This window comes from Rhodanobacter sp. C06 (genome assembly GCF_002001105.1).
Taxonomy (GTDB): domain Bacteria; phylum Pseudomonadota; class Gammaproteobacteria; order Xanthomonadales; family Rhodanobacteraceae; genus Rhodanobacter_A.
In genome coordinates this window covers 38885-62994 of record NZ_MUNP01000036.1, presented here as the reverse complement: position 1 = coordinate 62994, position 24110 = coordinate 38885, and the positions used below count along the sequence as shown (strand labels likewise).

The 24110-nt window shown below is 68.3% G+C and carries 17 protein-coding genes; 13 read left to right on the top strand and 4 right to left on the bottom strand.

Annotated features, from left to right (window positions below; genetic code table 11):
- Positions 1–116: 116 nt before the first annotated feature.
- Genes leuC through B0E52_RS04780 form a run of 3 tightly spaced genes read right to left on the bottom strand, consistent with a single transcriptional unit; the run spans position 117 to position 4140 of the window.
- Positions 117–1532: a 3-isopropylmalate dehydratase large subunit gene (gene leuC, locus B0E52_RS04790; RefSeq protein ID WP_077482245.1), complete on the bottom strand. Its 1416-nt coding sequence runs from the start codon at positions 1530–1532 to the stop codon at positions 117–119.
- Positions 1529–2533, bottom strand: a complete 1005-nt coding sequence (locus B0E52_RS04785) for a branched-chain amino acid transaminase (RefSeq protein ID WP_077482244.1) — start codon at positions 2531–2533, stop codon at positions 1529–1531. The genes leuC and B0E52_RS04785 overlap by 4 nt, the downstream gene beginning before the upstream one ends.
- Positions 2530–4140 carry a 2-isopropylmalate synthase gene (locus B0E52_RS04780; RefSeq protein WP_077482243.1) on the bottom strand — a complete coding sequence of 537 codons (1611 nt, stop codon included), beginning with the start codon at positions 4138–4140 and terminating at the stop codon, positions 2530–2532. The genes B0E52_RS04785 and B0E52_RS04780 overlap by 4 nt, the downstream gene beginning before the upstream one ends.
- Before the next feature lie 704 nt (positions 4141–4844).
- Between B0E52_RS04780 and B0E52_RS04775 the strand changes: the two genes are divergently transcribed.
- The 7 genes from B0E52_RS04775 to B0E52_RS04745 all read left to right on the top strand — a co-directional run bounded on the left by B0E52_RS04775 (position 4845) and on the right by B0E52_RS04745 (position 15185).
- Positions 4845–5912, top strand: a complete 1068-nt coding sequence (locus B0E52_RS04775) for a LacI family DNA-binding transcriptional regulator (RefSeq protein WP_343124493.1) — start codon at positions 4845–4847, stop codon at positions 5910–5912.
- A gap of 19 nt (positions 5913–5931) precedes the next feature.
- Positions 5932–8952: a TonB-dependent receptor gene (locus B0E52_RS04770; RefSeq protein WP_254426708.1), complete on the top strand. Its 3021-nt coding sequence runs from the start codon at positions 5932–5934 to the stop codon at positions 8950–8952.
- 67 nt (positions 8953–9019) lie between these two features.
- A complete protein-coding gene (locus tag B0E52_RS04765) occupies positions 9020–10543 on the top strand; it encodes a tryptophan halogenase family protein (protein ID WP_077482241.1) in 1524 nt (507 codons plus the stop codon).
- 63 nt (positions 10544–10606) lie between these two features.
- Complete coding sequence (locus B0E52_RS04760) at positions 10607–12070, top strand: glucoamylase family protein (RefSeq protein WP_077482240.1); 1464 nt, start codon at positions 10607–10609, stop codon at positions 12068–12070.
- 16 nt (positions 12071–12086) lie between these two features.
- Entirely contained in the window at positions 12087–13364 is a 1278-nt protein-coding gene (locus B0E52_RS04755) for a sugar ABC transporter substrate-binding protein (RefSeq protein WP_254426707.1), read from the top strand.
- A gap of 115 nt (positions 13365–13479) precedes the next feature.
- The gene (locus B0E52_RS04750; protein ID WP_077482238.1) at positions 13480–14367 is read left to right on the top strand and encodes a sugar ABC transporter permease; all 888 of its coding nucleotides are present in this window, start codon (positions 13480–13482) and stop codon (positions 14365–14367) included.
- Positions 14364–15185, top strand: coding sequence for a carbohydrate ABC transporter permease (locus tag B0E52_RS04745; protein WP_254426706.1), 822 nt, complete (start codon positions 14364–14366; stop codon positions 15183–15185). Before B0E52_RS04750 ends, B0E52_RS04745 begins: the two co-directional genes overlap by 4 nt.
- A gap of 791 nt (positions 15186–15976) precedes the next feature.
- Here the strand turns inward: B0E52_RS04745 and ugpC are convergent.
- Positions 15977–17071 (bottom strand): sn-glycerol-3-phosphate ABC transporter ATP-binding protein UgpC, encoded by a 1095-nt coding sequence (ugpC, locus tag B0E52_RS04740; RefSeq protein ID WP_077482310.1) that lies wholly within the window; start codon positions 17069–17071, stop codon positions 15977–15979.
- A 146-nt stretch (positions 17072–17217) separates the two neighbouring features.
- Here ugpC and B0E52_RS04735 point away from each other — a divergent pair, with 146 nt between their 5' ends.
- The 6 genes from B0E52_RS04735 to B0E52_RS04710 all read left to right on the top strand — a co-directional run bounded on the left by B0E52_RS04735 (position 17218) and on the right by B0E52_RS04710 (position 24092).
- On the top strand, positions 17218–18573 hold the full coding sequence (locus B0E52_RS04735; RefSeq protein WP_077482237.1) for a GH1 family beta-glucosidase: 1356 nt from the start codon (positions 17218–17220) through the stop codon (positions 18571–18573).
- A gap of 34 nt (positions 18574–18607) precedes the next feature.
- Positions 18608–20206 (top strand): glycosyl hydrolase family 39, encoded by a 1599-nt coding sequence (locus B0E52_RS04730; RefSeq protein ID WP_077482236.1) that lies wholly within the window; start codon positions 18608–18610, stop codon positions 20204–20206.
- Between the two features lie 9 nt (positions 20207–20215).
- Positions 20216–20899: a GNAT family N-acetyltransferase gene (locus tag B0E52_RS04725; protein ID WP_077482235.1), complete on the top strand. Its 684-nt coding sequence runs from the start codon at positions 20216–20218 to the stop codon at positions 20897–20899.
- A 219-nt stretch (positions 20900–21118) separates the two neighbouring features.
- A complete protein-coding gene (locus B0E52_RS04720; protein WP_174575539.1) occupies positions 21119–21742 on the top strand; it encodes an XrtA/PEP-CTERM system exopolysaccharide export protein in 624 nt (207 codons plus the stop codon).
- 41 nt (positions 21743–21783) lie between these two features.
- Positions 21784–23328, top strand: coding sequence for an XrtA system polysaccharide chain length determinant (locus B0E52_RS04715; RefSeq protein ID WP_077482233.1), 1545 nt, complete (start codon positions 21784–21786; stop codon positions 23326–23328).
- On the top strand, positions 23325–24092 hold the full coding sequence (locus B0E52_RS04710; protein WP_077482232.1) for a polysaccharide biosynthesis protein: 768 nt from the start codon (positions 23325–23327) through the stop codon (positions 24090–24092). Before B0E52_RS04715 ends, B0E52_RS04710 begins: the two co-directional genes overlap by 4 nt.
- Positions 24093–24110 lie beyond the last annotated feature (18 nt).

Here is a 24110-nt window from a genome sequence, read left to right as displayed (position 1 = left end):
GGGGCGGGTGCTCGCGGTGATGTGCATCGAAGCGCGCTCCGATGCGAGGGCGTTGCAAGAGCGACCCCTCACCCCAGCCCTCTCCCCAAAGGGGAGAGGGAGAAAAACGCGAGCGCTCATGCCGCTACCTCCACCAGGTATTCGCGCGGATCGGCAATGACGCCGGCGACGGCGGAAGCCGCGGCGGTGGCCGGGCTGGCCAGCACGGTGCGTGCGCCCTTGCCCTGGCGACCCTCGAAGTTGCGGTTGGAGGTGGAGACCACGAGTTGTCCCGGCTGCGCCAGGTCGCCGTTCATCGCGATGCACATCGAGCAGCCGGGCACGCGCCACTCGGCACCGGCGGCGCGGAATACCTCGTGCAGGCCTTCCGCCTCGGCATCGCGGCGCACCGCCTCGGAGCCGGGCACCACCAGCATGCGCACGCCTTCGGCGACGCGGTGGCCGCGCAGCACACCGGCCGCTTCACGCAGGTCGGACAGGCGCGAGTTGGTGCAGCTGCCGACGAACACCACGTCCACCTTGGAGCCCTGCATGGGCTGGCCGGCGCGGCTCTGCATGTAGTCCAGCGCGCGCTGTTCCATCGCATTGCGCGCGGCGGGCACCGGCGCGTCCATCGCGATCGCCATGCCGGGGTGGGTGCCGTAGGTGACGGTGGGTTTCACCGTGCCGGCATCGATGCGCACTTCGCGGTCGTACTGCGCGCCGTCGTCGGTCTTCAGCGTGCGCCACTGCGCCACCGCGCGGCCCCATGCGTCGCCCTGCGGCACGCGCGGGCGACCCTGCAGCCAAGCGAACGTGGTTTCGTCCGGTGCGATCAAGCCCGCGCGGGCGCCGGCTTCGATCGACATGTTGCACACCGTCATGCGCTCTTCCATCGACAGCTTTTCGATGGCCGCGCCGCGGTACTCGATCACGTGACCGGTGCCGCCGTCCACGCCGATGGTGCCGATGATGTGCAGGATCAGGTCTTTTGCGCCCACGCCGGCAGGCAGTGCGCCGTCCACGTGGATCGCCAGCGTCTTCGGTTTGCGCTGCAGCAGGCATTGCGTGGCCATCACGTGGCCTACCTCGGTGGTGCCGATGCCGAAAGCCAGTGCGCCGAACGCACCATGCGTGGAGGTGTGGCTGTCGCCGCAGACGATGGTCATGCCCGGCCGGGTGGCGCCCAGCTCCGGGCCGATCACGTGCACGATGCCGCGCTCGGCGCTGTCCCAGCCGTGCAGCTCGACGCCGAACTCGCGGCAGTTCGTTTCCAGCTGAGCCACCTGCGCCTGCGCCTCGGCGTTCGCGTAGGGGCGCGTGCCGTCCGCGTTCGCCGGCAGGGTGGGGGTGGAGTGGTCCAGCGTGGCCAGCGTGCGGTCGGGGCGGCGCAGCTTCAAGCCGCGCGAACGCAGTTCATCGAAGGCTTGCGGCGAGGTGACCTCGTGCGCCAGGTGCAGGTCGACGTACAGGATCGCCGGGGTGTCGGTGCTTTCGGGCGCCACCACGTGGGCGTCCCAGATTTTCTCGAACAGCGTGCGTGCGGCCGTCATGCGGAAGCCTCCAGAGTCATTTCCTGCGCTCGTCCATGAGCGCGAAAATCAAGCGCCGAGGCGACGCTGGCTTGTCCGGAATGCGTGGCGTCGACCACATCCAGCCAGCCCCACTTGTCGGCCGTACGGCCGTCGAACAGGCCGAAGAAGGCCCCGCGCAGTGCGCGGGTGATCTCGCCGGGTTTGCCGTTGCCGACCGGCTTGCGATCCACCGAGCGCACGGGGGTGATCTCGGCGGCGGTGCCGGTCATGAACACCTCGTCCGCCGTGTAAAGGGCTTCCCGCGGCAGGTCGCGCTCCTCCACCGCGATGCCCAGGTCGGCGGCCAGCGCGAGCACGCTGTCGCGGGTGATGCCGGCGAGGATGCCGGCGCTGGACGGCGGAGTGAGCAGCTTGCCGCGCTTCACCAGGAACAGGTTCTCGCCCGCGCCCTCGGAGAGCATGCCGTTCACGCCCAGCGCGATGCCCTCGTCGTAGCCGCCGCGGCGCGCTTCCATGCCGATCAGCTGGCTGCTCAGGTAATTGCCGCCGGCCTTGGCCCAGCTCGGGATGGTGTTCGGCGCGGGGCGGTGCCACGAGGACACGCACACGTCGGCGCCGCGTTCGGCGGCGTCGCCGAGATACGCGCCCCATTCCATCGCCATGATCGCCACGTCCACCGGTGCGCCGGGCTTCGCCAGCACGCCCAGGCCGCCGGCGCCACGGAACACGATCGGGCGCACGTAAGCGGACTGCAGCCCGTTCGCGCGGATCACCTCATGGCAGGCCGCGTCGATCTCGGCCTCGCCGTAGCCGACGTCGATCTCGTACACCCTGGCCGATTCGAACAGCCGGCGCGTGTGATCGGCGAGGCGGAAATAGGCGGGGCCATTCGGCGTGGCGTAGACGCGCTCGCCCTCGAACACCGAGGAGCCGTAGTGCAGGGCGTGCGTGCTGACATGGACGTTGGCTTCGCTCCACGGCTTGATGCGGCCGTTGTGCCAGAGGAAGGGCGTGTTCATCGGGAGGCTCCCAGGGTCTTGGTGCTGCGTGGGGATGGGGTGGAAGTCGTGTTCTGCTGCTGCGCGATGCGGTTGACGATGGCCAGCGCGGCCTGCGCCGCGGCCTCGACGATGTCGGTGCTGACGGCGTGGCCGTTCCAGGCGCGACCGTCGTGCTGTGCGGCGAGGCGGGCTTCGCCCTGCGCGTCGCCGCCTTCGCCCACCGCCTGCACCTGGAAACGGGTCAGCTGCAGCGTGGTGTCGGTGGCGCGCTCCATCGCGCGCAGCACCGCGTCCACCGGGCCGTCGCCCAGCGCGGCCTCGGCCACTTCGCGACCGTCGTCGTGGCGCAGCTTCACCGAGGCGGAGGCGCCCGCGCCCAGATGCGCGCTGGTGTCGAGTCGAGTCAGCCGCCACGGGCCGGCGGCATCGGGGTCGCGGCCGCGCGCCAGCGCGTCCAGGTCGTCGTCGTGGATCTCGCGCTTCTTGTCGGCCAGCGCCTTGAAGCGGACGAAGATCTCGTCCATCGCCGCGTCGTCCGGCGCGTGGCCCAGCGTTTCCAGCCGCTGGCGCAGCGCGGCGCGGCCGGAGTGCTTGCCCAGCACCAGCTTCGTCTCGGCCAGCCCGACGTCCTCGGGACGCATGATTTCGTAGGTGCCGCGGTGCTTCAGCATGCCGTGCTGATGGATGCCCGACTCGTGCGCGAACGCGTTCTCGCCCACGATCGCCTTGTTGCGCTGCACGTTCTGGCCGGTGAGCTCGCTGAGCAGGCGCGAGGCGGGGTGGAGTTTCTTCGTATCGATGCGGGTGTCGGTGCCGAACCAGGCGCCGCGCACTTTCATCGCCATCACGATCTCTTCCAGCGCGGCGTTGCCGGCGCGCTCGCCGATGCCGTTGACCGTGCATTCCACCTGGCGCGCGCCGGCGCTGACCGCGGCGAGGCTGTTCGCCACCGCCAGGCCCAGGTCGTTGTGGCAGTGGCTGGAGAACACCACGTGCTGGCCGCGCTGCACGTTCGCGATCAGCCAGGCGAAGCGCTCGGCGATCTCGCTCGGCGTCATGTAGCCCACCGTGTCCGGCGCATTCAGCGTGCTGGCGCCCGCGGCGGCGGCGGCGGAGAACACCTGGGCCAGGAATTCCGGCTCGGTGCGCATCGCGTCCTCGGCCGAGAATTCCACCTCGTGCGCCAGCTTCATCGCACGCTCGACGCCGGCGACCGCCGCGTCCAGCACCTGCTGCTTGCTCATGCCCAGCTTGTGCTCGCGGTGCAGCGGGCTGGTGGAGAGGAACACGTGGATGCGCGAGCGCTGCGCCTGCTCCAGCGCGCGGCCGGCGCTGTCGATGTCGCCCGGCACGCAGCGCGCCAGCGCGCAGGCGGTGGTGTTCCGCAGCGCGCCGGCGATCTGTGCGACCGCAGCAAAATCGTCAGGCGAGGCCTGCGGGAAGCCCGCTTCGAGCACATCCACGCCCAGCGTTTCGAGCATTTGCGCCATGCGCAGCTTGGCGCCCCGGTCCATCGAGAAACCGGGCGTCTGCTCGCCGTCGCGCAAGGTGGTGTCGAAGATGCGCACGTGTTCGGCGGCTACGTCGCCGGCCTCGTTCTGCTCGTCGTGTTGCGGGTTTTTCATCGCTGGCTCCGTTGCGGGACGGGCTTTCGGGCAACAAAAAACCCCGCTCCATTTCTGGTGCGGGGTTCTTCGGGTGTTTTCAGGTTCGTTTTCTAGCTACCTGGACACATGCCCTCAGCCCGCACCTCCGTTGGTAATAAGGAGTACGAGTACAAGGGCAAGAAGGAGCGTGCCGCGAAGCTGCAGCAGGCCGGCGACCGTCGCGGGACGGATCGTTTCGGTGTAGCTGCGGTGGCTGTTGCGCTGCGGCATGTCGTCGACAGTACGGCAGCCTGTCGGAACGTGTCAACAGTTTCTAGTGAAATCTTTTCGTGGCTTTCGGATTTGGCAATCTGGACGGCTGGACGTCCGAACGATGCGCGGGCGTCCAGTCACTGGCGTGGCCTTGGACACGGTGCGCGTCCGTGCCGATGACCCATCGGAGGCGGATTTGACGGCGATCGCGACGCCCGCGGACTCGCCGCCATGTCGTGCATCGGCGCGGCGATGGCGTCGTTGTCGTGCCGGCTTTGCTGCGGTGCTGCAAATCGACCGGCTGGCCGGCGGCAGCATGTTGCCGTCATTCCGCCTGGGTGGGTCGTGGCATGGGGTCCGGCTTTGCCGCGCTGCAGTGCAGGTCTGGTCGCGGTGGCACTTTACAAGCCGCGATGAAAACGTTTACGTTGCGCTCGCCCGCCATCGGGCCGACTCCGTGGGGGAGCGCAGTGACGATAACGATCAAGGACGTGGCGCGCGAAGCGAAGGTCTCCGTGGCCTCGGTGTCGCGTGCGCTCAACGGCAACGGCGGCGTGACCGCGGCGACCGAGCAGCGCATCCGCGAGGTCGCCTCCCGCCTGCGTTACGTGCCGCACGGCGCCGCGCGCAGCCTGATCACCCGGCGCACCCACACCATCGGAGCGCTCCTGCCGGACCTGCATGGCGAATTCTTCTCCGAACTGATCCGCGGCATCGACCTGGAGGCGCGTTCGCACGGCCTGCACCTGCTGGTTTCCAGCTCGCACGACGGCGCGGAGGATGCGGCCGCGGCGCTGCGCGCGATGCAGGGCCGCGTGGACGGCATCGTGATCCTGTCCTCGCCGGGCGTGGATGCGGATTTCCTCGAGGCAAACCTGCCGGAAGGCCTGCCCAGCGTGCTGCTCAACAGCGACGTGAAGAGCGGCGCCGCCGCCGTGCTGAACATCGACAACTTCGCCGGCACCTACGCCATGGTGCGCCACCTGGTCGGGCTCGGGCATGCGCGCATCGCCTTCGTCAGCGGGCCGAAGGACAACTACGACGCCCGCCAGCGCGAGGCGGGCTTCCGCGCCGCGATGGCCAAGCTGGCGCCGGGCGAGCCGCTGCGGATCGTCTCGGGCAACTTCAGCGAGTCATCCGGCTATCTGGCCGCACGCGAACTGCTGGCGGGCAAGACGCGCCCGCAGGCCGTGTTCGCCGCCAACGACATGATGGCCGTGGGCTGCCTGCAAGCCTTCAAGGAAGCCGGCCTGGCCGTGCCGGGCGACATCGCCCTGGCCGGTTTCGACGACATCCCGATCGCGCGCTACGTCACGCCGCCGCTCAGCACGGTGCGCGTGCGCATCGCGGAACTGGGCAAGAACGCCATGGATTTGCTGGCCGACCTGATGGATCGCCCCGGGTCGTCCGCGGCATCGGTGCACACGCTCGGCTGCGACATCGTCGTGCGCGATTCCTGCGGGGCACATCGGGGCGGGGCCGCAACCACCACAACCACAACCACAACCACGAAATCACGCCGTTCGTCGAGTCGATGACGGCATTGGAGGGGAGACCATGAGCAGTCAGAAGCCTTTCAAGAAGCGGTTGCTGCCGGCCGCCGTCGCCATGGCGATGGTTGCCGCGGCGCCGGGCATCGTCCTGGCCCAGTCGGCGGATTCCACCTTGCGCGGGCATGCGCCACCCGAAGCCACGGTCACCGCCAGGAACGTGGACACCGGCGCGGTGCGCGTCACCCGTTCGAGCAAGGACGGCAGCTTCGCGCTGGTCGGCCTGCGGCCGGGCACCTACCAGGTGGATGCGGGCGCGGGCACCCAGAAGACCGTCACGCTGTCGGTGGCCTCGACCGGCACGATCGACCTGGGTGCCGCCGCACCGGTGGCGGCGGCGCCGGCCGGCACCAAGACGCTGGGCGGCGTGACGGTATCCGCGTCGACCCTGCCGGACGTGACCACCTCGGAGGTTGGCAACATCGTCTCGCTGCGCGACATCCAGGCGCTGCCGGCGGCCTCGCGCAACTTCCTGGAGTTCGCGGACATCGTGCCCGGCATGGTCTTCACGCGCGACGCCAACGGCAACACCAGCCTGCGTTCCGGCGCCCAGGCCAGCAGCAACATCAACGTCTACATCGACGGCGTCGGCCAGAAGAACTACGTGCTGCCGGGCGGCCTCACCGGCCAGAACGCCAGCCAGGGCAACCCGTTCCCGCAGCTGGCGATCGGTTCGTACAAGGTCATCACCTCCAACTACAAGGCGGAGTACGACCAGATCTCCAGTGCCGCGGTGACCGCCGAGACCAAGTCCGGCACCAACGAGTTCCACGGCGACGTGTTCGGCAACTTCACCAACACCCGCCTGCGCGCGATGACGCCTTCGGAGCAGGCTGCCCACGACAAGACGCAGTCACACGAGAAGGACTACGGCTTCGATGTGGGCGGCCCGATCGTGAAGGACATGGCGCACTTCTTCATCACCTACGAGGGCAAGGAATTCGACAGCCCCACCACCGTGGTGCCCGGCGTCACCGGCGTCACCGCCTTCCTGCCAGCCGACGTGCAGTCGCAGATCGGACCGGCGAGCCTGCCGTTCAAGGAAAACGACTGGTTCGGCAAGATCGACTTCGAGCCCACCGAGCACGACCGCTTCGAGCTGAGCGGCAAGTATCGCCACGAGACCTCCATCAGCGGCCTCGGCGGCGTGACTACCGCCACGGCGGGGCTCAACACGATCAACACCGACAAGCGCTTCGACCTCCGCTGGGATCACAGCGCCTACAGCTGGTTCAACCGGTTGCAGGTGACCTACGAGGATGCGTTCTTCACGCCCACGCCGATCGTCCGCGGCGCGGGCAGCAGCTATACGCTCACCGGAGCGCAGCTGAACACCACCATCCTGCAGACCGGCAACTCGCCGCTGGCCCAGCAGAACAAGGGCCAGAAAGGCCCGGCGATCCAGGACGACCTCACCTTCAACGACCTGCAGTGGAACGGCGACCACGTCATCAAGATGGGCTTCAAGTACAAGGCCGTGAAGCTCACCGCGCAGGATGCGGGCGATTCCAACGCGCTGTTCAACTACGCGGTGACGCCCGCCGGCACGGAGGCGATCCCGTACCAGGTGCAGTTCGGCGCGCCCACGCCCGGCATCAGCCCGGTGGCCAACAGCTCGGACAAGCAGCTCGGCCTCTACATCCAGGACGACTGGGCGGTGGACGACCACCTGACCTTGAACCTCGGCGTGCGCTGGGACTACGAGAAGACGCCCTCCTATCTCGACTACGTGACCCCCGCGAACGTGGTGGCGGCCTTCGGCATGCAGGACCCGAACGCGCCGGCCGGCCAGACCTACGCGCAGACGCTGGCGCTGGGCGGGGTGAACATCAACGACTACATCAGTACCGGCCACAACCGCCACGCGAAGACGGGCGAGTGGCAGCCGCGCTTCGGCTTCTCCTACGACATCAACGGCGACCAGCGGCACGTGGTCTTCGGCGGCGTTGGCCGCTCCTTCGACCGCGACCTGTACGAGTCGCTGCAGGTGGAGCAGACCAAGCAGTCGCTGTCGCAACCCACGATCATGTTCAACACGCCCGACGTGCCGTGCACGGTCGGTGTGAACAGCTGCTACGCGTGGAACCCGGCCTACCTCAGCATCCCGACCCTGCAGGGCTTGGTGGCCGGCAGCAACACTGGCAAAGAAGTCGACCTGGTTACCAACAACCTCAAGGCGCCGTATTCCGACCAGTTCAGCATCGGCATGCGAAACCAGATAGGCGACTGGAACACCAGCGCGACGCTGGCCTACATCGCCAGCCACAACGGCCTGGTGTACACGCTGGGCAACCGTTATCCGGATGGCAGCTTCTGGCAGGGTGGCAGCCAGCCCTGGGGCAACGGCATTCCCGGTTTCGGCAGCCTGATCATTGGCAACAACGGGCTGGAGACGCGCACCAAACAGCTGCTGCTGTCGGCCGAGAAGCCATACACCAAGGAATCGCACTGGGGCGCGACGATCGCCTACACCTACTCGGACACGGAACAGAACAACGACAACGCCGATCCCACCGACCAGTACGCGTTCGACTACGAATGGATCGGCAATTATCCGTTCACCTCGTCCGGCGTGTCCAAGCACCGCTTGGTGATGACCGGCACGCTGGATGGCCCGTGGGGCTTCACGCTGGGCGCCAAGCTGACCTTGGCCACGCCGATCCCCGACCTCAACCTCGCCTGCTTCGGGGCGCCGGCCTCCAACGTGGACAGCGGCGGCGTGGCCGGCAGCGGCTGCCGTTCGGCGGCGGTCGCACCGCCGGGCAACGGGCGCTTCCTGATCGGCGGCAAGATCTTCGGCTACCGCGACCTGGACTTCCAGGCCACGAAGAACTTCAAGATCTACGGCAACCTCAACGCCTACGTGCGCTTCGACTTGATCAACGCGTTCAACTGGAACAACTACGTCGGCTACCTGGAGAACTGGGGATCGAACGGCAGCTACAACCCTGTCGTGACCTACAACCCCACCGGCGACATCACGGGGTATCCACGCACGGTCAAGCTCTCGATGGGCATAAGCTTCTGACGGCCGGCCGGGGCGCCTCGCGCGCCCCGGCTGCCCCGTTGGCTCATTCCCTGTCGTCGAGACGCCCATGACCGACCTGCGCATCAAGCACATCGTCATCGCCGGCGGCGGTACCGCCGGCTGGATGGCCGCCGCGGCGTTCGCCAAGGTGCTGGGCGGCGATTGCTCGATCCGGCTGGTGGAGTCGGAAGAGATCGGCACGGTGCGCGTGGGCGAAGGCACCGTGCCGCACCTCAAGCTGTTCAACGACCTGCTCGGCATCGACGACGTCGAGTTCATCCGCAACACCAGCGGCACGTTCAAGCTCGGCGTGCAGTTCAACGACTGGGCGCGGCTGGGCGACAGCTACATCCACGGCTTCGGCAGCATCGGCCACGACATCAGCCTGCTGCCGTTCCACCAGTTCTGGATCAAGGCCCGGCAGCGCGGCGTGGCCGAGGACATCGGCGCCTACTCGATCAATACCGTGGCGGCGCCGCGCGGCAAGTTCATGCCATCCGCCACCGACGTGCCGAAGGACTCGCCGCTGGCGAACATCGCCTATGCCTACCATTTCGACGCGGGCCTGTACGCGCGCTTCCTGCGCCGCTATGCCGAACAGCGCGGCGTGCGGCGCAGCGAGGGAAAGATCGCCCGCGTCGAGCTGCGGCCGGACGACGGCTTCGTGGCGGCGCTGCATCTCGAGAGCGGCGAGCGCATCGAGGGCGACCTGTTCATCGACTGCTCCGGCTTCCGCGGCCTGCTGATCGAACAGGCGCTGCACACCGGCTTCGACGACTGCTCGCACTGGCTGCCCTGCGACCGCGCGATCGCGGTGGGCTGCGAGCGGACGAGTCCGCCCACGCCGTACACGCGCGCCACCGCGCGGCCGGCCGGCTGGCAGTGGCGCATCCCGCTGCAGCATCGCACCGGCAACGGCCACGTGTACTGCAGCACGCACATGAGCGACGACGAGGCCACCGCCTTGCTGCTGGCGAACCTGGACGGCGCCCCGCTGGGCGAACCGCACCGGCTGCGCTTCACCACCGGCATGCGCAAGCAGGCGTGGAACCGCAACGTGGTCGCGCTGGGCCTGGCCGCCGGCTTCCTGGAGCCGCTGGAGTCCACCAGCATCTACATGATCCAGTCCGGCATCGCGCGCCTGCTGGAGATGTTTCCGCAGCGCGACTTCAGCCCGGTGCTGGTCGACCGCTACAACGCGCGTTCGCGCTTCGAATACGAGCGCATCCGCGACTTCCTGATCCTGCATTACCACGCCACCGAACGCGATGACACGCCGTTCTGGAACTATTGCCGCACCATGTCGATTCCGGTGCAGCTCGACGAGTACATCCGCCTGTTCCGCGACAGCGGGCGTTTCTACCGCGACGGCGAGGAGATGTTCTCCACGCCGAGCTGGGTGCAGGTGATGCTGGGCCAGCGCATCATGCCGCGTGGCTACCACCCGCTGGTGGACCAGATGCCGGAGCGCGACCTCGCCGGCTTCATGGCCAGCGTGGGCCAGGTGGTGAACACCTGCGTCGAAGCGATGCCCATGCACCAGGCCTTCATCGACCGGGTCTGCCCGGCGCCGGCGAAGGAAATGGCCTGAGCGAAACCGTGGTGCCGGCGTGGCGCCGCGCGCTCCACGCTCCCCGATCGACACGAGGTTCCGATGTCCCCATTCAAATGGCGCCGCCTGCACGTCCTTGCCGCCGTCGCCCTTGCGGTGCTGGTTGCCGGAACGCCGCTGCGCGCAGACCAGACCATCGCGCCATCGCAACCCGACACCCTGACCTACCAGAAGCTGGCGCCCGACCAGCAGGCCTTCGTCGATGATCTCGAACACCGCACCTTCGACTGGTTCTGGCAAAGTGCGGACCCGTACACCGGCCTGGTGCCGGATTCGTGGCCGAACCACACCTTCTCCTCGATCGCCGCGATCGGCTTCGGCCTGACCGCCTATGGCGTCGGCGTGGAGCGCGGCTACATCAGCCGCGCGCAGGCGGTGGAGCGCACGCTGACCACACTGCGCTACCTCGCCGCCGCGCCGCAGAACGGCGGCGAGGACGACACCTCGGGCTACCACGGCTTCTTCTACCACTTCCTCGACATGCGCACCGGGCTGCGTTACGAGCGGTCGGTGGAACTGTCCAGCGTGGACACCACCTTGCTGATGGGCGGCGTGCTGTTCGCGCAGAGTTATTACGACCGCGACACGCCGCCGGAGAAAGAGATCCGCCGGCTCGCCGACCAACTCTACCGCGCCGTCGACTGGCCGTGGATGCAGGTGCGCAAGCCGCTGATCAGCATGGGCTGGACGCCGGGCGGCAAGTTCATCGATGCCGACTGGCAGGGCTACGACGAAGGCAAGCTGGTCTACCTGCTCGCGCTGGGTTCGCCCACGCATCCGGTGGCCGCCGACGCCTGGGCGGCCTGGTGCGCGACCTATCCGCGCGACTGGGGCACGTTCCAGGGCTACAGCTTCCTCAACTTCGCGCCGCTGTTCGGCCACCAGTACACCGAGGCCTGGGTGGATTTCCGTGGCATCCGCGACGCCTGGGGCCGCGCGCACGACTTGGATTACGCACAGAACGGCCGGCTGGCGACCCTGGCGCAGCGCGCGTATGCGATCGCCAATCCCGGCCACTGGACGGGTTACGGCGCCGAGGTGTGGGGATTGACTGCCAGCGATGGCCCGGGCGACGTGACCGTGAGTTCGCCGCAGGGCGTGCGCCGCTTCAGCGCCTACATGGCGCGCGGCGCCGGGCTGGACGAGATCAACGACGACGGCACCATCGCGCCCACCGCGGCCGGCGGCTCGATCGCGTTCGCGCCGTCCGTCGTGCTGCCCGCGCTGATGGCGATGAAGCAGCGCTACGGCAAGTACATCTACGACCGCTACGGTTTCGTCGATGCCTTCAACCTCAGCTTCCACGGCACGCCGACGGCCGGCAACACCTATCCCGGTTTCGGCTGGGCCGACAACCAGCAGCTGGGCATCGACCAGGGGCCGATCCTGCTGATGATCGAGAACTGGCGCAGCGGACTGGTGTGGAAGGTCATGAAGAAGAACCCCTACATCCGCCGCGGCCTGCAGCGCGCCGGCTTCACCGGTGGTTGGCTGGAGCGGAACTGAGGCGACGCGCATGGGCATGGGTGCAAGGCGCGGTGCGTGGTTGCGATGGGTGGTCATCGTGGCGGTGCTGTGCCTTGCGGGTTGCGCGGGCAAGCGCACCGACGCCCTGGTGTTCTGGACCTTCGGGCCGGAGGGGGAGGCTGTCGCCCAGCTGCTGCCGGACTTCGAGCGCACGCATCCGGACATCCAGGTCGAAGTGCAGCAGCTGCCGCTGAGCGCGGCGCACCAGAAGCTGCTTACCGCGATCGCAGGCGGCACCACGCCGGACATGGCGCAACTCGGCAACACCTGGCTGCCGGAACTGGTGGCGCTGCACGCGCTGGCGCCGCTGCAGCGGCACGTAGCTGACTCGGCGAATGTCACGTCGTCGGACTACTTCGCCAGCATCTGGGCGACCAATGTCAGCGACGGCCAGTTGTACGGCATCCCGTGGTACGTGGACACGCGCTTGCTGTTCTACCGCAGCGACCTGCTGAAACAGGCCGGCTTCGACGCGCCGCCGCGCGACTGGGCCGGGTGGCGGCGCATGCTGGCCGCGCTCAGCCATCCCGAACGCAAGGTCTACGGCATCCTTCTGCCGACCAACGAGTACGAGCAGCTGCTGTCGCTGGCGTTGCAGCAGCCCGATCCGCTGCTGCGCGACGGCGACCGCTACGGCAACTTCGAAAGCGCCGGTTTCGAGCGCGCCCTGACGTTCTACGTGGATACGTTCCGCCTGCGGCAGGCGCCGGTGGTCACCAATGTGGAGGTGAGCAATCCGTGGGAGGAATTCGGCCGCGGGACCTACGCGTTCTACCTGTCGGGGCCGTGGAACATCGGCGAGTTCCGCAAGCGCCTGCCGGCAGCCGAGCAGGCCGACTGGTCCACCGCGCCGCTGCCAGGGCCGGACGGTCCCGGCGCCGGGCTCGCGGGCGGGGCCAGCCTGGTGGTGTTCCGCGCGTCGAAGCGGCGGCGCGCGGCGTGGGCGCTGATCGAATACCTGTCGCAGCCCGAGGTGCAGCAGCGCTTCTACCGGCTCACTGGCGACATGCCGCCCCGGCGCAGCAGCTGGGACAGCCCGCTGCTGCGCGACGATGTGCAGGCGCGAGCCTTCCGCGACCAGCTCGAACGCGTGAAGCCCACGCCGGCCGTGCCCGAGTGGGAACGCATTGCTGTGATGATGCAGCAGGTTGCCGCGCGCGCCGTGGCCGGCGAGCTGACGGTGGACCAGGCCGCGGCCGAGATGGATCGCCAGGCCGACCGCATCCTGGCCAAGCGGCGCTGGCTGCTCGACCGCGCGGAGGCGAAGCGATGAACTTGCCGATGAAGCCCGCGCCCGCTCTTTCTCTCTCCCCTGCGCGCAAGGGAGGGTCGGGATGGGGTTGCTCTCCATGCGACTGCGGCATCGGTTTCGGCACGGAGCGACGTGCATGAGCGCGCGCCGCGCCGCCTGGCTGTTCCTCGCCCCCGCGTTGCTGGTGCTGGGCGTGTTCTTCCTGATCCCGGTGCTCGGCGCACTCGTGCTGAGCTTCACCGACTACGACCTCTACGCGCTGGCCGACCTGCACAACCTGCGCTTCGTGGCGCTGGGCAACTACTGGGCGCTGCTGCACCGGCCGGCGTTCTGGGCGGCGCTGGGGCACACGTTCTATTTCGTGGCGGTGGGCGTGCCGCTGTCGCTGGCCGCCTCGCTGGGCGCGGCATTGCTGCTGCATTCGCGGCTGGCGCGCTGCAAGGCGTTCTTCCGCACCGCGCTGTTCGCGCCGGTGGTGACCACCGCGGTGGCGATGGCGGTGGTGTGGCGCTACCTGTTCAACACCAGGTACGGCTGGGCCAACCATCTGCTCGGCATGCTCGGCATCCACCCGGTGGACTGGCTGGGTGATCCGCACTGGGCGATGCCCACGATCATCCTGTTCGCGGTGTGGAAGAACTTCGGCTACAACATGATCATCCTGCTCGCCGGGCTGCAGGCGATCCCCGTCGAGCTGTACGAGGCGGCGCGCATCGACGGCGCCTCGGCGTGGCGGCAGTTCCGCCACGTCAGCCTGCCGCTGCTGGGGCCGACCCTGCTGATGGTGGCCATCCTCACCGTGTCGGGTTATTTCCAGCTGTTCGCCGAGCCCTACGTGATGACCGAGGGCGGCCCGCTGGAAAGCACCACCAGCGTGCTGTACCTGATGTACGAGGACGGCTTCCAGTGGTGGAACCTCGGCGTCGCCTCGGCGGAGGCCTTCGTGCTGTTCCTGGTGATGTTCGCGGTGACCGCGGCGATGCTGCGGTTGTCGTCCAGGGAGCAGGCAGGAGAGGCGGCGTGAACCCGCGGCTGGCGAAGGCGCTCGTCAATGGCCTGCTGCTGGGCGGCGCGCTGGTGGCGCTGTTTCCGCTGGCGTGGATGCTCGCCGTATCGTTCATGCCGCCCGGCACGTCCAATGCGCTGCCGCCACCGCTGTGGCCGGCGAACCCTACGCTGGACAACTACCGGCAGCTGTTCGGGCATGCCGGCATGTGGCGCTACCTGCTCAACAGCCTGCTCATTTCCGGTGCGATCACGCTGCTGTCGCTGGCCTGCAACCTGCTGGCGGGTTACGCCTTCGCCAAGCTGCGTTTCGCGGGCCGCGAGCGGCTGTTCCGAATGCTGCTCGGCCTGCTGGTGATACCGGCGCAGGTAGCGATGCTGCCGCTGTTCCTGATGTTCAAGTACACGGGCCTGGTGGACAGCTACGCCGGCGTGGTGCTGCCCGGCATGGCGACGGTGCTCGGCATCTTCCTGGTGCGCCAGTACGCACGCGGCTTGCCCGACGAACTGCTGGAGGCGGCGCGCATCGACGGCGCGAGCGAGCTGCGCATCTTCGTCTGCGTCGTGTTGCCGCTGCTGCGGCCGGTGGTGGCGACGCTGGCGATCCTCACCTTCCTCACCGCGTGGAACGACTTCATGTGGCCGCTGATCGAGCTCACCGGGCAAGGCCACTACACGTTGCCGCTGGGGCTGGCTTCGCTGGCGCGCGAGCACACGGAAGGCACCGAGCAGATGATGGCCGGCTCGGTGCTCACCGTGCTGCCGGTGCTGGTGCTGTTTCTTTCCATGCAGCGGCATTACCTGGATGGGTTGTTGATGGGGAGCGTGAAGGGATGAGTTCCGGCATGCGGCGCGGGCTGCAAACCCTCTCTCGCCCGCTGGCGAGGTCCCACAGCTTTCCCTCTCCCCCAACAGCTTCATTGTTGGGGGAGAGGGTTGGGGTGAGGGGGGCTTTGGCTTCTGCTTGTTCGCAAGTTTCAAAGCGGTTTCGTGCGCCTGTTGGCGCCCGAGCTACTTTCTCTTTGCATGCCAAAAGAGAAAGTAGCCAAAGAGAAACGGCACCCCGCGGCGACGCTTTCCGTCCATCCATGGACGGAAAGTCCGTGAGCCGTGGCCGGTCTTTTCGAGCGGGCTCCTGCCCGCGCGAAAAGGCGAGCCCATCCGTGGGCTCGCCCGCTGCGCGGCCTGATCGTCCACGCCTCACCGTCGCCGAGGGGACCCCGGAAAAGCGGGTGCGCATCGTGCGCGCCAGAAGCAAGAGCGCCGCGAGTTCGCGGCATTTCGGCTTTTCTGAAAGTGCGCGCCGGGAGCGCGCTGCTCTACCCGGGGCCCCTATGGCGCGGCGGGTGGGTGAAGGAAAGTCCGCAGGATGGCCGGCAGGAGGCCGGCCAGTTTTTCGCCGGCACACGGAGGTGCCGTCGAAAAACCCCGTAACCCGCCCGCGCACCCGCAGGGCAGGATGCCCAGAGGGCGCGCCATCGGGGTGGCCTCTCTTTTGGTTACTTTTCTCTGGCCACGCAGAGAAAAGTGACTCGGGCGCCGGCAGGCGCTCGAAACCGCTTTGTCTTTTGCGGTTTCGCAAAACAAGAAACGCCCACTGCAAGCACGCGCCAATAGGTAGCCGCGTCTCAGCCGATACGCGCTCCATCGCGCGGATCGAAGAAATGCAGCCGCTGCGCGGCGACACCCAATCGCACCGTTTCACCGACGGTGCACGCAATGCCCGGTGGTGCGCGCGCGACCAGCGCAGAATCTCCGTGCCTCAGGTTGAGGATGACCTCGTTGCCCACCGGCTCCAGCACCTCCAGCCGCGCCTCCAGTGCGATCGCCGGATCGCCGGCCGCGAGCGGATGCAAGTCTTCCGGGCGCAACCCGAGCACCACCTCGCGATCGCGCCAGTCGGCGAGCGCATCCATCTGCGGCGGCGTGCCGAGCCGTATCGTGCCGCCCGCGGTGGCCAGGGCGAGGCCGTCGTCCATGTGCAGCGTGCCACGCAGCAGGTTCATCGCAGGGCTGCCGAGGAAGCCGGCGACGAACAGGTTGGCGGGGCGATCGTACAGGTGCATCGGCGTGTCGACCTGCTGGATCACGCCGCGGTCGAACACCACGATGCGCTGGCCCAGCGTCATCGCCTCGATCTGGTCGTGGGTGACGTAGACCGTGGTGGTGCCGAAGCGGCGGTGCAGCCGCGCGATCTCCACGCGCATCGCCAGGCGCAGGCGCGCGTCGAGGTTGGACAGCGGCTCGTCGAGCAGGAACACCGCGGGCTGGCGCACCATTGCGCGGCCCAGCGCCACGCGCTGGCGTTGACCGCCGGACAACGCGGCGGGGCGGGCATCCAGCCGTTGCTCCAGTTCCAGCAGGCGCGCCACCTCGGCCACGCGCTGCGCGATTTCCGCGCGCGGCGTGCCGCGCAGGCGCAGGCCGAAGCCCAGGTTCTCGGCCACCGTCATGTGCGGGTAGAGCGCGTAGTTCTGGAACACCATCGCGATGTCGCGATCCTTGGGCGGCACTTCGTTCACCACGCGCCCGCCGATGCGCAGCGTGCCGGCGTCGATGCTTTCCAGCCCCGCGATCATGCGCAGCAAGGTGGTCTTGCCGCAGCCGGAGGGGCCGACCAGCACCAGCAGTTCGCCATCGCCGACATCAAAGCTGGCGCCGGCGACGGCGGCATGCCCGTTGGGATAGACCTTGCGCACGTGGTCGAGACTGACGATGGCCATCGGCGTTGCGTGCTCTCTGGTGGTGGTCGCGGCACGGTGGTCGTCGTCGCGGAAAAGTGCGTGCATCCCGCGACGGCGTTCGGCTATTCTCGGAATGTAATCGATTACATCAAGCCGCAGTGCGGCATTCGAGAGTCCGCGAACCCATGAACCCGCGTTTCCGCTTTCCGGACGGCTTCCTGTGGGGCGCGGCCACCTCCGCCTACCAGATCGAGGGGTCGCCGCTGGCGGACGGCGCCGGCCCCAGCATCTGGCAGCGCTTCGCGCACACGCCGGGGATGATGGCGAACGGCGACCACGGCGACGTGGCCTGCGACCACTACCGCCGCTACCGGGACGACGTGCGGCTGATGCGCGCGCTGGGCCTGCAGAGCTACCGCTTCAGCGTGAACTGGGCGCGCGTGCTGCCCCAGGGCACCGGACGGGTCAACGCGCAGGGTTTGGACTTCTACTCGCGGCTGGTCGACGAGCTGCTGGAAAACGGCATCGCGCCGAACGTCACGCTGTTCCACTGGGACCTGCCGGCCGCGCTGGACGACCGCGGCGGCTGGCTAAACCGCGACAGCGCGCACTGGTTCGCCGAATACGCCGCGATCATGTTCTCGGCGCTGGACGACCGCGTGCCGCAGTGGACCACGCTCAACGAGCCGTGGGTGGTGGTCGATGGCGGTTACCTGCGCGGCGCGCTGGCGCCGGGCCACCGCAACCTTTACGAGGCGCCGATCGCCGCGCACAACCTGATGCGCGCCAGCGGCGCGGGCATCCAGGCCTATCGTGCGCACGGCCGGCACGCGATCGGCGTGGTATTCAACATCGAGCCCAAGTACCCGGCTTCCGACAGCGCGGACGATCTCGCCGCGACGCGTCGCGCGGACGCCTACATGAACCTGCAGTTCGCCGATCCGGCGCTGCTCGGCAGCTATCCGCCCGAACTGCGCGAGGTGTACGGCGAGGCATGGCCGGATTTCCCCGCGGACGATTTCCGGCTCACGCGACAGCCGGTCGACTTTGTCGGGCTCAACTACTACACGCGCGCGGTGGTGCGGCACGACACGGATGCGCTGCCGCTGCGCGCCGCGCCGGTGCACCAGCCCCATCGCACCCATACCGAGACCGGCTGGGAAGTGTACGAACAAGGCCTCGTCGACATGCTGACCGGTTTCCGTCGGCGCTACGGCGACATCCCGCTCTACATCACCGAGAACGGCGCCGCCTTCTACGACCCGCCGGTGGTCGAGGGCGAGGTGCTGGACGACCCGCTGCGCACGGACTACCTGCGGCGGCACCTCGAGGCTGCGCATCGCGCGATCGAGGCTGGCGTCGACCTGCGCGGCTATTACGCGTGGTCGCTGCTGGACAACCTGGAATGGTCGCTGGGCTACGCCAAGCGCTTCGGGCTGTACCACGTCGACTTCGCCACGCAGCGGCGCACGCCCAAGGCCAGTGCGAAACTCTACGCGCGCGTGATCGCGAGCCACGGCGAGGCGCTGGGCGAGGCATGAATCGTCGAACGACATGCACGAAGGAGACGAGCCGATGAAGACGAAACCGATGCCGTGGCGGGTCGCGCTGGGCCTGCTGGCCGCGTGCCTGTTCGCGCTGGGTGCGGCGCAGGCGGCGCCCGCCGCGGGCGACGGCGTACGTGTCCATGTCGACGCGGAGGCGCCGGGCACCCCGTTCCCGCACTTCTGGGAAGAGATGTTCGGCTCCGGCCGCGCATCGCTGGCGTTGCGCGACGACTACCGCAAGGATCTCGTGGAGGTGAAGCAGGCGACCGGTTTCGGCTACGTGCGCTTCCACGGCATCCTCGACGACGACGTGGGCCTGTTCCAGCTGGGCAAGGCCGACAAGGTGTTCTACAACGCTGCCGACAAGTCCGCGGCGAGCGATCAGCCGGTCTACAACTTCTCCTACGTGGACCAGATCTACGACGGCCTGCTGGCGCGCGGCGTGCGCCCGTTCGTGGAGCTGGGCTTCATGCCGAAGGACCTGAGTTCCGATCCGAAGGCGCTGCAGGATTTCTGGTACCACCCCAACGTCGCGCCGCCGAAGGACTACGCGCTGTGGGACGGCATGATCCGCGCCTTCGCGCAGCACCTGATCGCGCGCTACGGCATCGCCGAGGTGTCGAAGTGGTACTTCGAGGTGTGGAACGAGCCGAACATCGGCTTCTGGGCCGGCAATCCCAAGATGGCCACGTACTACACGCTGTACGACCACACCGCGCGTGCGCTGAAGTCCGTGAGTCCGCGCCTGCGCGTGGGCGGGCCGGCCACGGCGCAGGCGGCGGAGGTCGCCGATTTCCTCAAGCACGTGCACGAGGCGAACGTGCCGGTGGACTTCGTCAGCACCCACGTCTACGGCGACGACACCGCGGACAACGTGTTCCACACCAGCGAGAACATCGCGCGCAAGGACATGGTGTGCCGCGCGGTGGACAAGGTGCACAAGGAAGTGCTGGCCTCGGCCTATCCGAAGCTGCCGTTCATCATGAGCGAGTTCAACGCGTCCTACGCCAACCTGCCCAACGTCACCGACACGGTGTACATGGGCCCGTGGCTGGCGAACACCATCCGCGCCTGCGCCGGCAAGGTGGAGGCGATGAGCTACTGGTCGTTCTCCGACGTGTTCGAGGAGCAGGGCGTGGTGCGCACGCCGTTCTACGGCGGCTTCGGCCTGGTTGCCGAGGACAACATCCCCAAACCGTCCTTCAACGCCTTCGCGATGCTGCACAAGCTGGGCGACGTGCGGTTGCCGGTGGACTCCGACTCCGCGCTCGCCACCCGCCGTGCCGACGGCACGCTGGTGCTGGCGCTGTGGAACTACGCGCCGCCGGTGGGCGATACCGCCAGCTACACGGTGGGCCAGCCGAAGGGCGAGGTGAAGCACTTCGAGCTCGACCTGTCGTCGCTGCCGGCGAACGCCAAGGCGCAGGTGTGGCGGCTGGACGAGGCGCACGGCAACGTGATCGCCACGTTCGACAAGATGGGCCGCCCGGCCTTTCCCTCGCGCGAGCAGATCCGGCAGCTGCGTGCGGCCGGCCGGATGGCGGCGCCCGAGTCGGTTGCGCTGCATGACGGCAAGCTCGGCCTCGACATCCCGCCGCAGGGGCTGGTGGTGGTCGAGGTGCATTGAGCGCGCGCAGTGGAACCGCTTGATCGCCCCGTCTGGTCCAGCCTGACCAGCCTGCACGCGGATCTCGCGCTGGGCGATGCGCTGGCGAAACGCTACCGCCCGGAGATCAACCGCTTCGCCTCCGCGCGTGACGACGGCGATGCTGCGCTCGCGGCGCTGGCCCGGATGGTGCAGCCCGCGCAGCCGGTGTTCGTGTTGCAGGTGCCGGAGATTTGCATTCCGTCCGGACTGGTGGCGAGCAAGCTCGCCAAGGGCGTGCAGATGGTCGCCACCGGACGCATCACGCCGGAAGCCGGGCCGGACGAACCGGTTCCGCTGGGCGATGCGGACGCGGAGGAGATGCTGGCGCTGGCCACGCTCACCGAGCCGGGACCGTTCCTGCGCGAGACCCATCGCATGGGCCGTTTCGTCGGCATCCGCATCGACGGGCGACTCGCCGCGATGGCCGGCGAGCGCTTCCGTTTCCCGGGCTGCACCGAGCTCAGCGGCGTATGCACGCATCCGGACTTCCGGGGGCGCGGGCTGGCCCGGCGCCTGTCCCGGCACGTCGCCGCCGGCATTGCCGCACGCGGCGACTGGGCCTTCCTGCATGCGTGGAAAACCAACGCGGCGGCGATCCGTCTGTACGAATCGCTGGGCTTCCGGTTGCGCTGCGAGGTGAACGTGGCCGTGCTGGATGCGATACCCGGCTGAGTCCGGGTCCAACTGACGCAGCGACTGTCGGACGGAATCCCGTCGTTCGGCCCTGTCGTCCTTGCGCCCGGTCTTTCCGGCCGCGCCAGCCGTCTTGGTCGTGGCGGGCTGTCGGCCTGCGCCGACGGAGGTTGTCGGCGCCAAGCGGTTTCACACCGATTTACGCCTTGCCGGTTCACAATATGCTAACGTCAAGGTCACAGATTCAGGGGGATGACCATGAAGCACCTTACCGTGCTCGTTGTTTTGCTGCTCGCTCTTGTAGTAGGTGGCTGCGCTGCAGTGACGCCGTCGACCCAGCCACCGAAAGCCAACGCCGACGCCATGGCGGTCAGCAACTATCGCATCGGCGTGGACGACCAGCTGCAGGTGTCCGTATGGCACAACCCCGACCTCAGCGTGTCGGTGCCGGTGCGCCCGGACGGCAAGATCACCGTGCCGCTGATCGGCGACGTGCAGGCCGGCGGGCAGACACCGGAGGAAGTGGCCGCGGTCATCCGCGACAAGCTCAAGGCCTACGTGCGCGACCCTCAGGTCGCGGTGATCCTGACGCAGCTGCGCAGCCATGAATACCTGGCCCGCGTGCGCGTCACCGGCGCCGTGCGCACGCCCGTCTCGCTGCCTTACCGCCCGGGCATGACCGTGCTCGACGTGGTGTTGGCCGCCGGCGGCGTCACCGAGTTCGCCTCGCCGGACCGCACCGAGCTCTATCGCCACGCTGGTCAGGGGGACAACCAGGCCTATGCTGTGCGCCTGGGCAAGATCCTCAACGACGGCGACCTGGCCACCAACTACCCGTTGCAGCCCGGCGACGTGATCACGGTGCCGCAGCGCAGCTTCTGAAGCAGACGTCCGAGGGGGCTCAGGGAGGAGAGGCGAACGCCATGAACGAACAACCGATTTCACTGCAGACCCTGCTGCCCGTGTTGCTGGAGGAAGGCCGCCGCCGGCGCGTTGCGCTGGGGCTGGTCTTCGCCGCGGTCATGCTGGCGGCACTGGTCATCGGCGCGCTGTGGCCGAAGAAGTACGAGGCCTCCACCACCATCCTGGTGCAGGAAAGCAACATCATCGCGCCGTTGATGAAGGGCGCCGCCACGCCCACCGGCACCGCCAACCGCGCCGACATCGCGCGCGCGGTGATCCTCAGCCACAAGGTGCTGGACCAGGTGCTCGCCCAAGGCGGCTGGCTGGCCGACCATCCCAGCCCGGTCGAGCTGGACCGCATCACCAACGGCATCAAGTCGCGCACCACGGTGAAGTTCTCGCGCGACAACCTGCTGACCATCAGCTACTTCGATTCCGATCCCGCCCGCACCTACAAGGTCACGCGCCTGTTCGGCCAGCTGTTCATCAGCGAGAGCCTGGCCTCCAAGCAGCGTGAGAGCCGCGACGCGTTCGACTTCATCAATGGCCAGGTCGAGGCCTACAAGCGCAAGCTCACCGGCGCCGAGGACAAGCTCAAGGCGTATCGCGAGAGCAATGTCGATGCGCGCACGGGCAGCGAGGCCGCCACTGCCGCGCGCATCAACGATCTGCGTGCCCAGGTCGAAAACGCGCGCATGGACCTGATGGAGAAGCGCTCGCAGGAAACCTCGCTGGCGGCGCAGCTGTCCGGCGAGTCGGAAGTCTCCGCGGTGCAGACCACGGCAGGCCTGTACCAGGCCCAGCTGGCCGACCTGCAGGCGCAGCTGGACAAGCTGCTGCTCACCTACACCGACGACTATCCCGACGTGGTGCGCGTGCGCCATCAGATGCAGGATCTGCAGCAGCAGCTGGCGCAGGCCGAGCAGCGCCGGCAGAGCCCGAACGGCAAGCCGGCGTCGCTGGGCGGCAATGCGCAGTTCAATCCGCTGTACCAGCAGATCAGGAGCCAGCTGACCGATCTGCGCGGCCAGATCGCCGCGACCACCGCGCGGATGAACGCCAGCCAGGCGATGCTGCAGTCCGAGCTCGACCGCAGCAAGCGCATCGCCGGCTCGGAGAACGCCACCGCCGAGCTGACCCGCGACTACGACGTCAACCGCGACGTCTACCAGGACCTGCTGAAGCGCCGCGAGAACGCACGCGTGTCGATGGACCTGGACGCCACCCAGCAGGGCCTGACCTTCGCCGTGCAGAATCCGGCGATGATGCCGCTGATCCCCACCGGTCTGCGTTTCATGCACTTCGCCGTGGCCGGTTTCGCGCTGGGCCTGGCGCTGCCGTTCGGCCTGCTGTTCGGCATCGCCCGCTTCGATCCGCGCGTGCGCTCGGCCGAGCAGCTGGAACGCCTCACCGGCCTGCCCGTACTGGTCAGCGTGCCCTACTACGCCACGCCACAGGACCGGCGGCGCGCGCGACTGCGCAACCTGGCGCTGGTGCTGATCCTGGCGGCGGTGGCGCTGTCCTACCTCACGATGTTGGTGTTCAAGCTCAAGGGGGCGGCATGAAGCCCGACGAATCGACTTCCGGCACCGTGCTGCGGGCCGAGGCGGGAGATGTCGACCGCTTGCCGCAACCAGCGTCCGCGCATGCCATCGCGCTGATGGCCGAGCCGCGCGCGCTGGCCCCGCGGCAGCTGGAGGAGCGCCGGCTGATCCACCGCGAGGCCTCCTCGCGGGAGCAGTCGGATACCTTCCGCGAACTGCGCACGCGCCTGCTCGGCATGGGCGGCACCGGCAACTTCATCACCCTGGTGGTGGCGGTCAGCCCGCGTTCGGGGGCCAGTTTCGTGGCGCGCAACCTGGCCGCCGCATTCGCCTTCGACGAGGCGCGGACCAGCCTGCTGATCGATTGCAACCTGCGCTACCCGGAGCAGCATCGCGCGCTTGGCGTCGATCCGGCCAACGGCGGCCTGATCGACTTCCTCGAGCACCCCGCGCAGGGCATCGCGTCGAAGATCTACGCCACCGGCATGCCGCGCCTGCGACTGATCCCGGTGGGCGACGCGCGCGAAGCCAGCGGCGAGTACTTCTCCTCGTTCCGCATGCACGCGCTGCTCGACTCGATGCGCCATCGCTACCCGGATCGCTACCTGTTCCTGGACGGCCCCACCATCAAGGGTTCGCCCGACGCGCGCATCCTTTCCGATCTCGCCGACTTCGTGGTGGTGGTGGCCGGCTACGGCCGCGACACCCCCGCCGCGATCAGCCAGGCGATCGCCCATTTCGAGCCGGAGAAGCTGGCCGGCGTGGTGTTCAACCAGGCGCCTTGAGGCCGGCGGTGGGCCGCT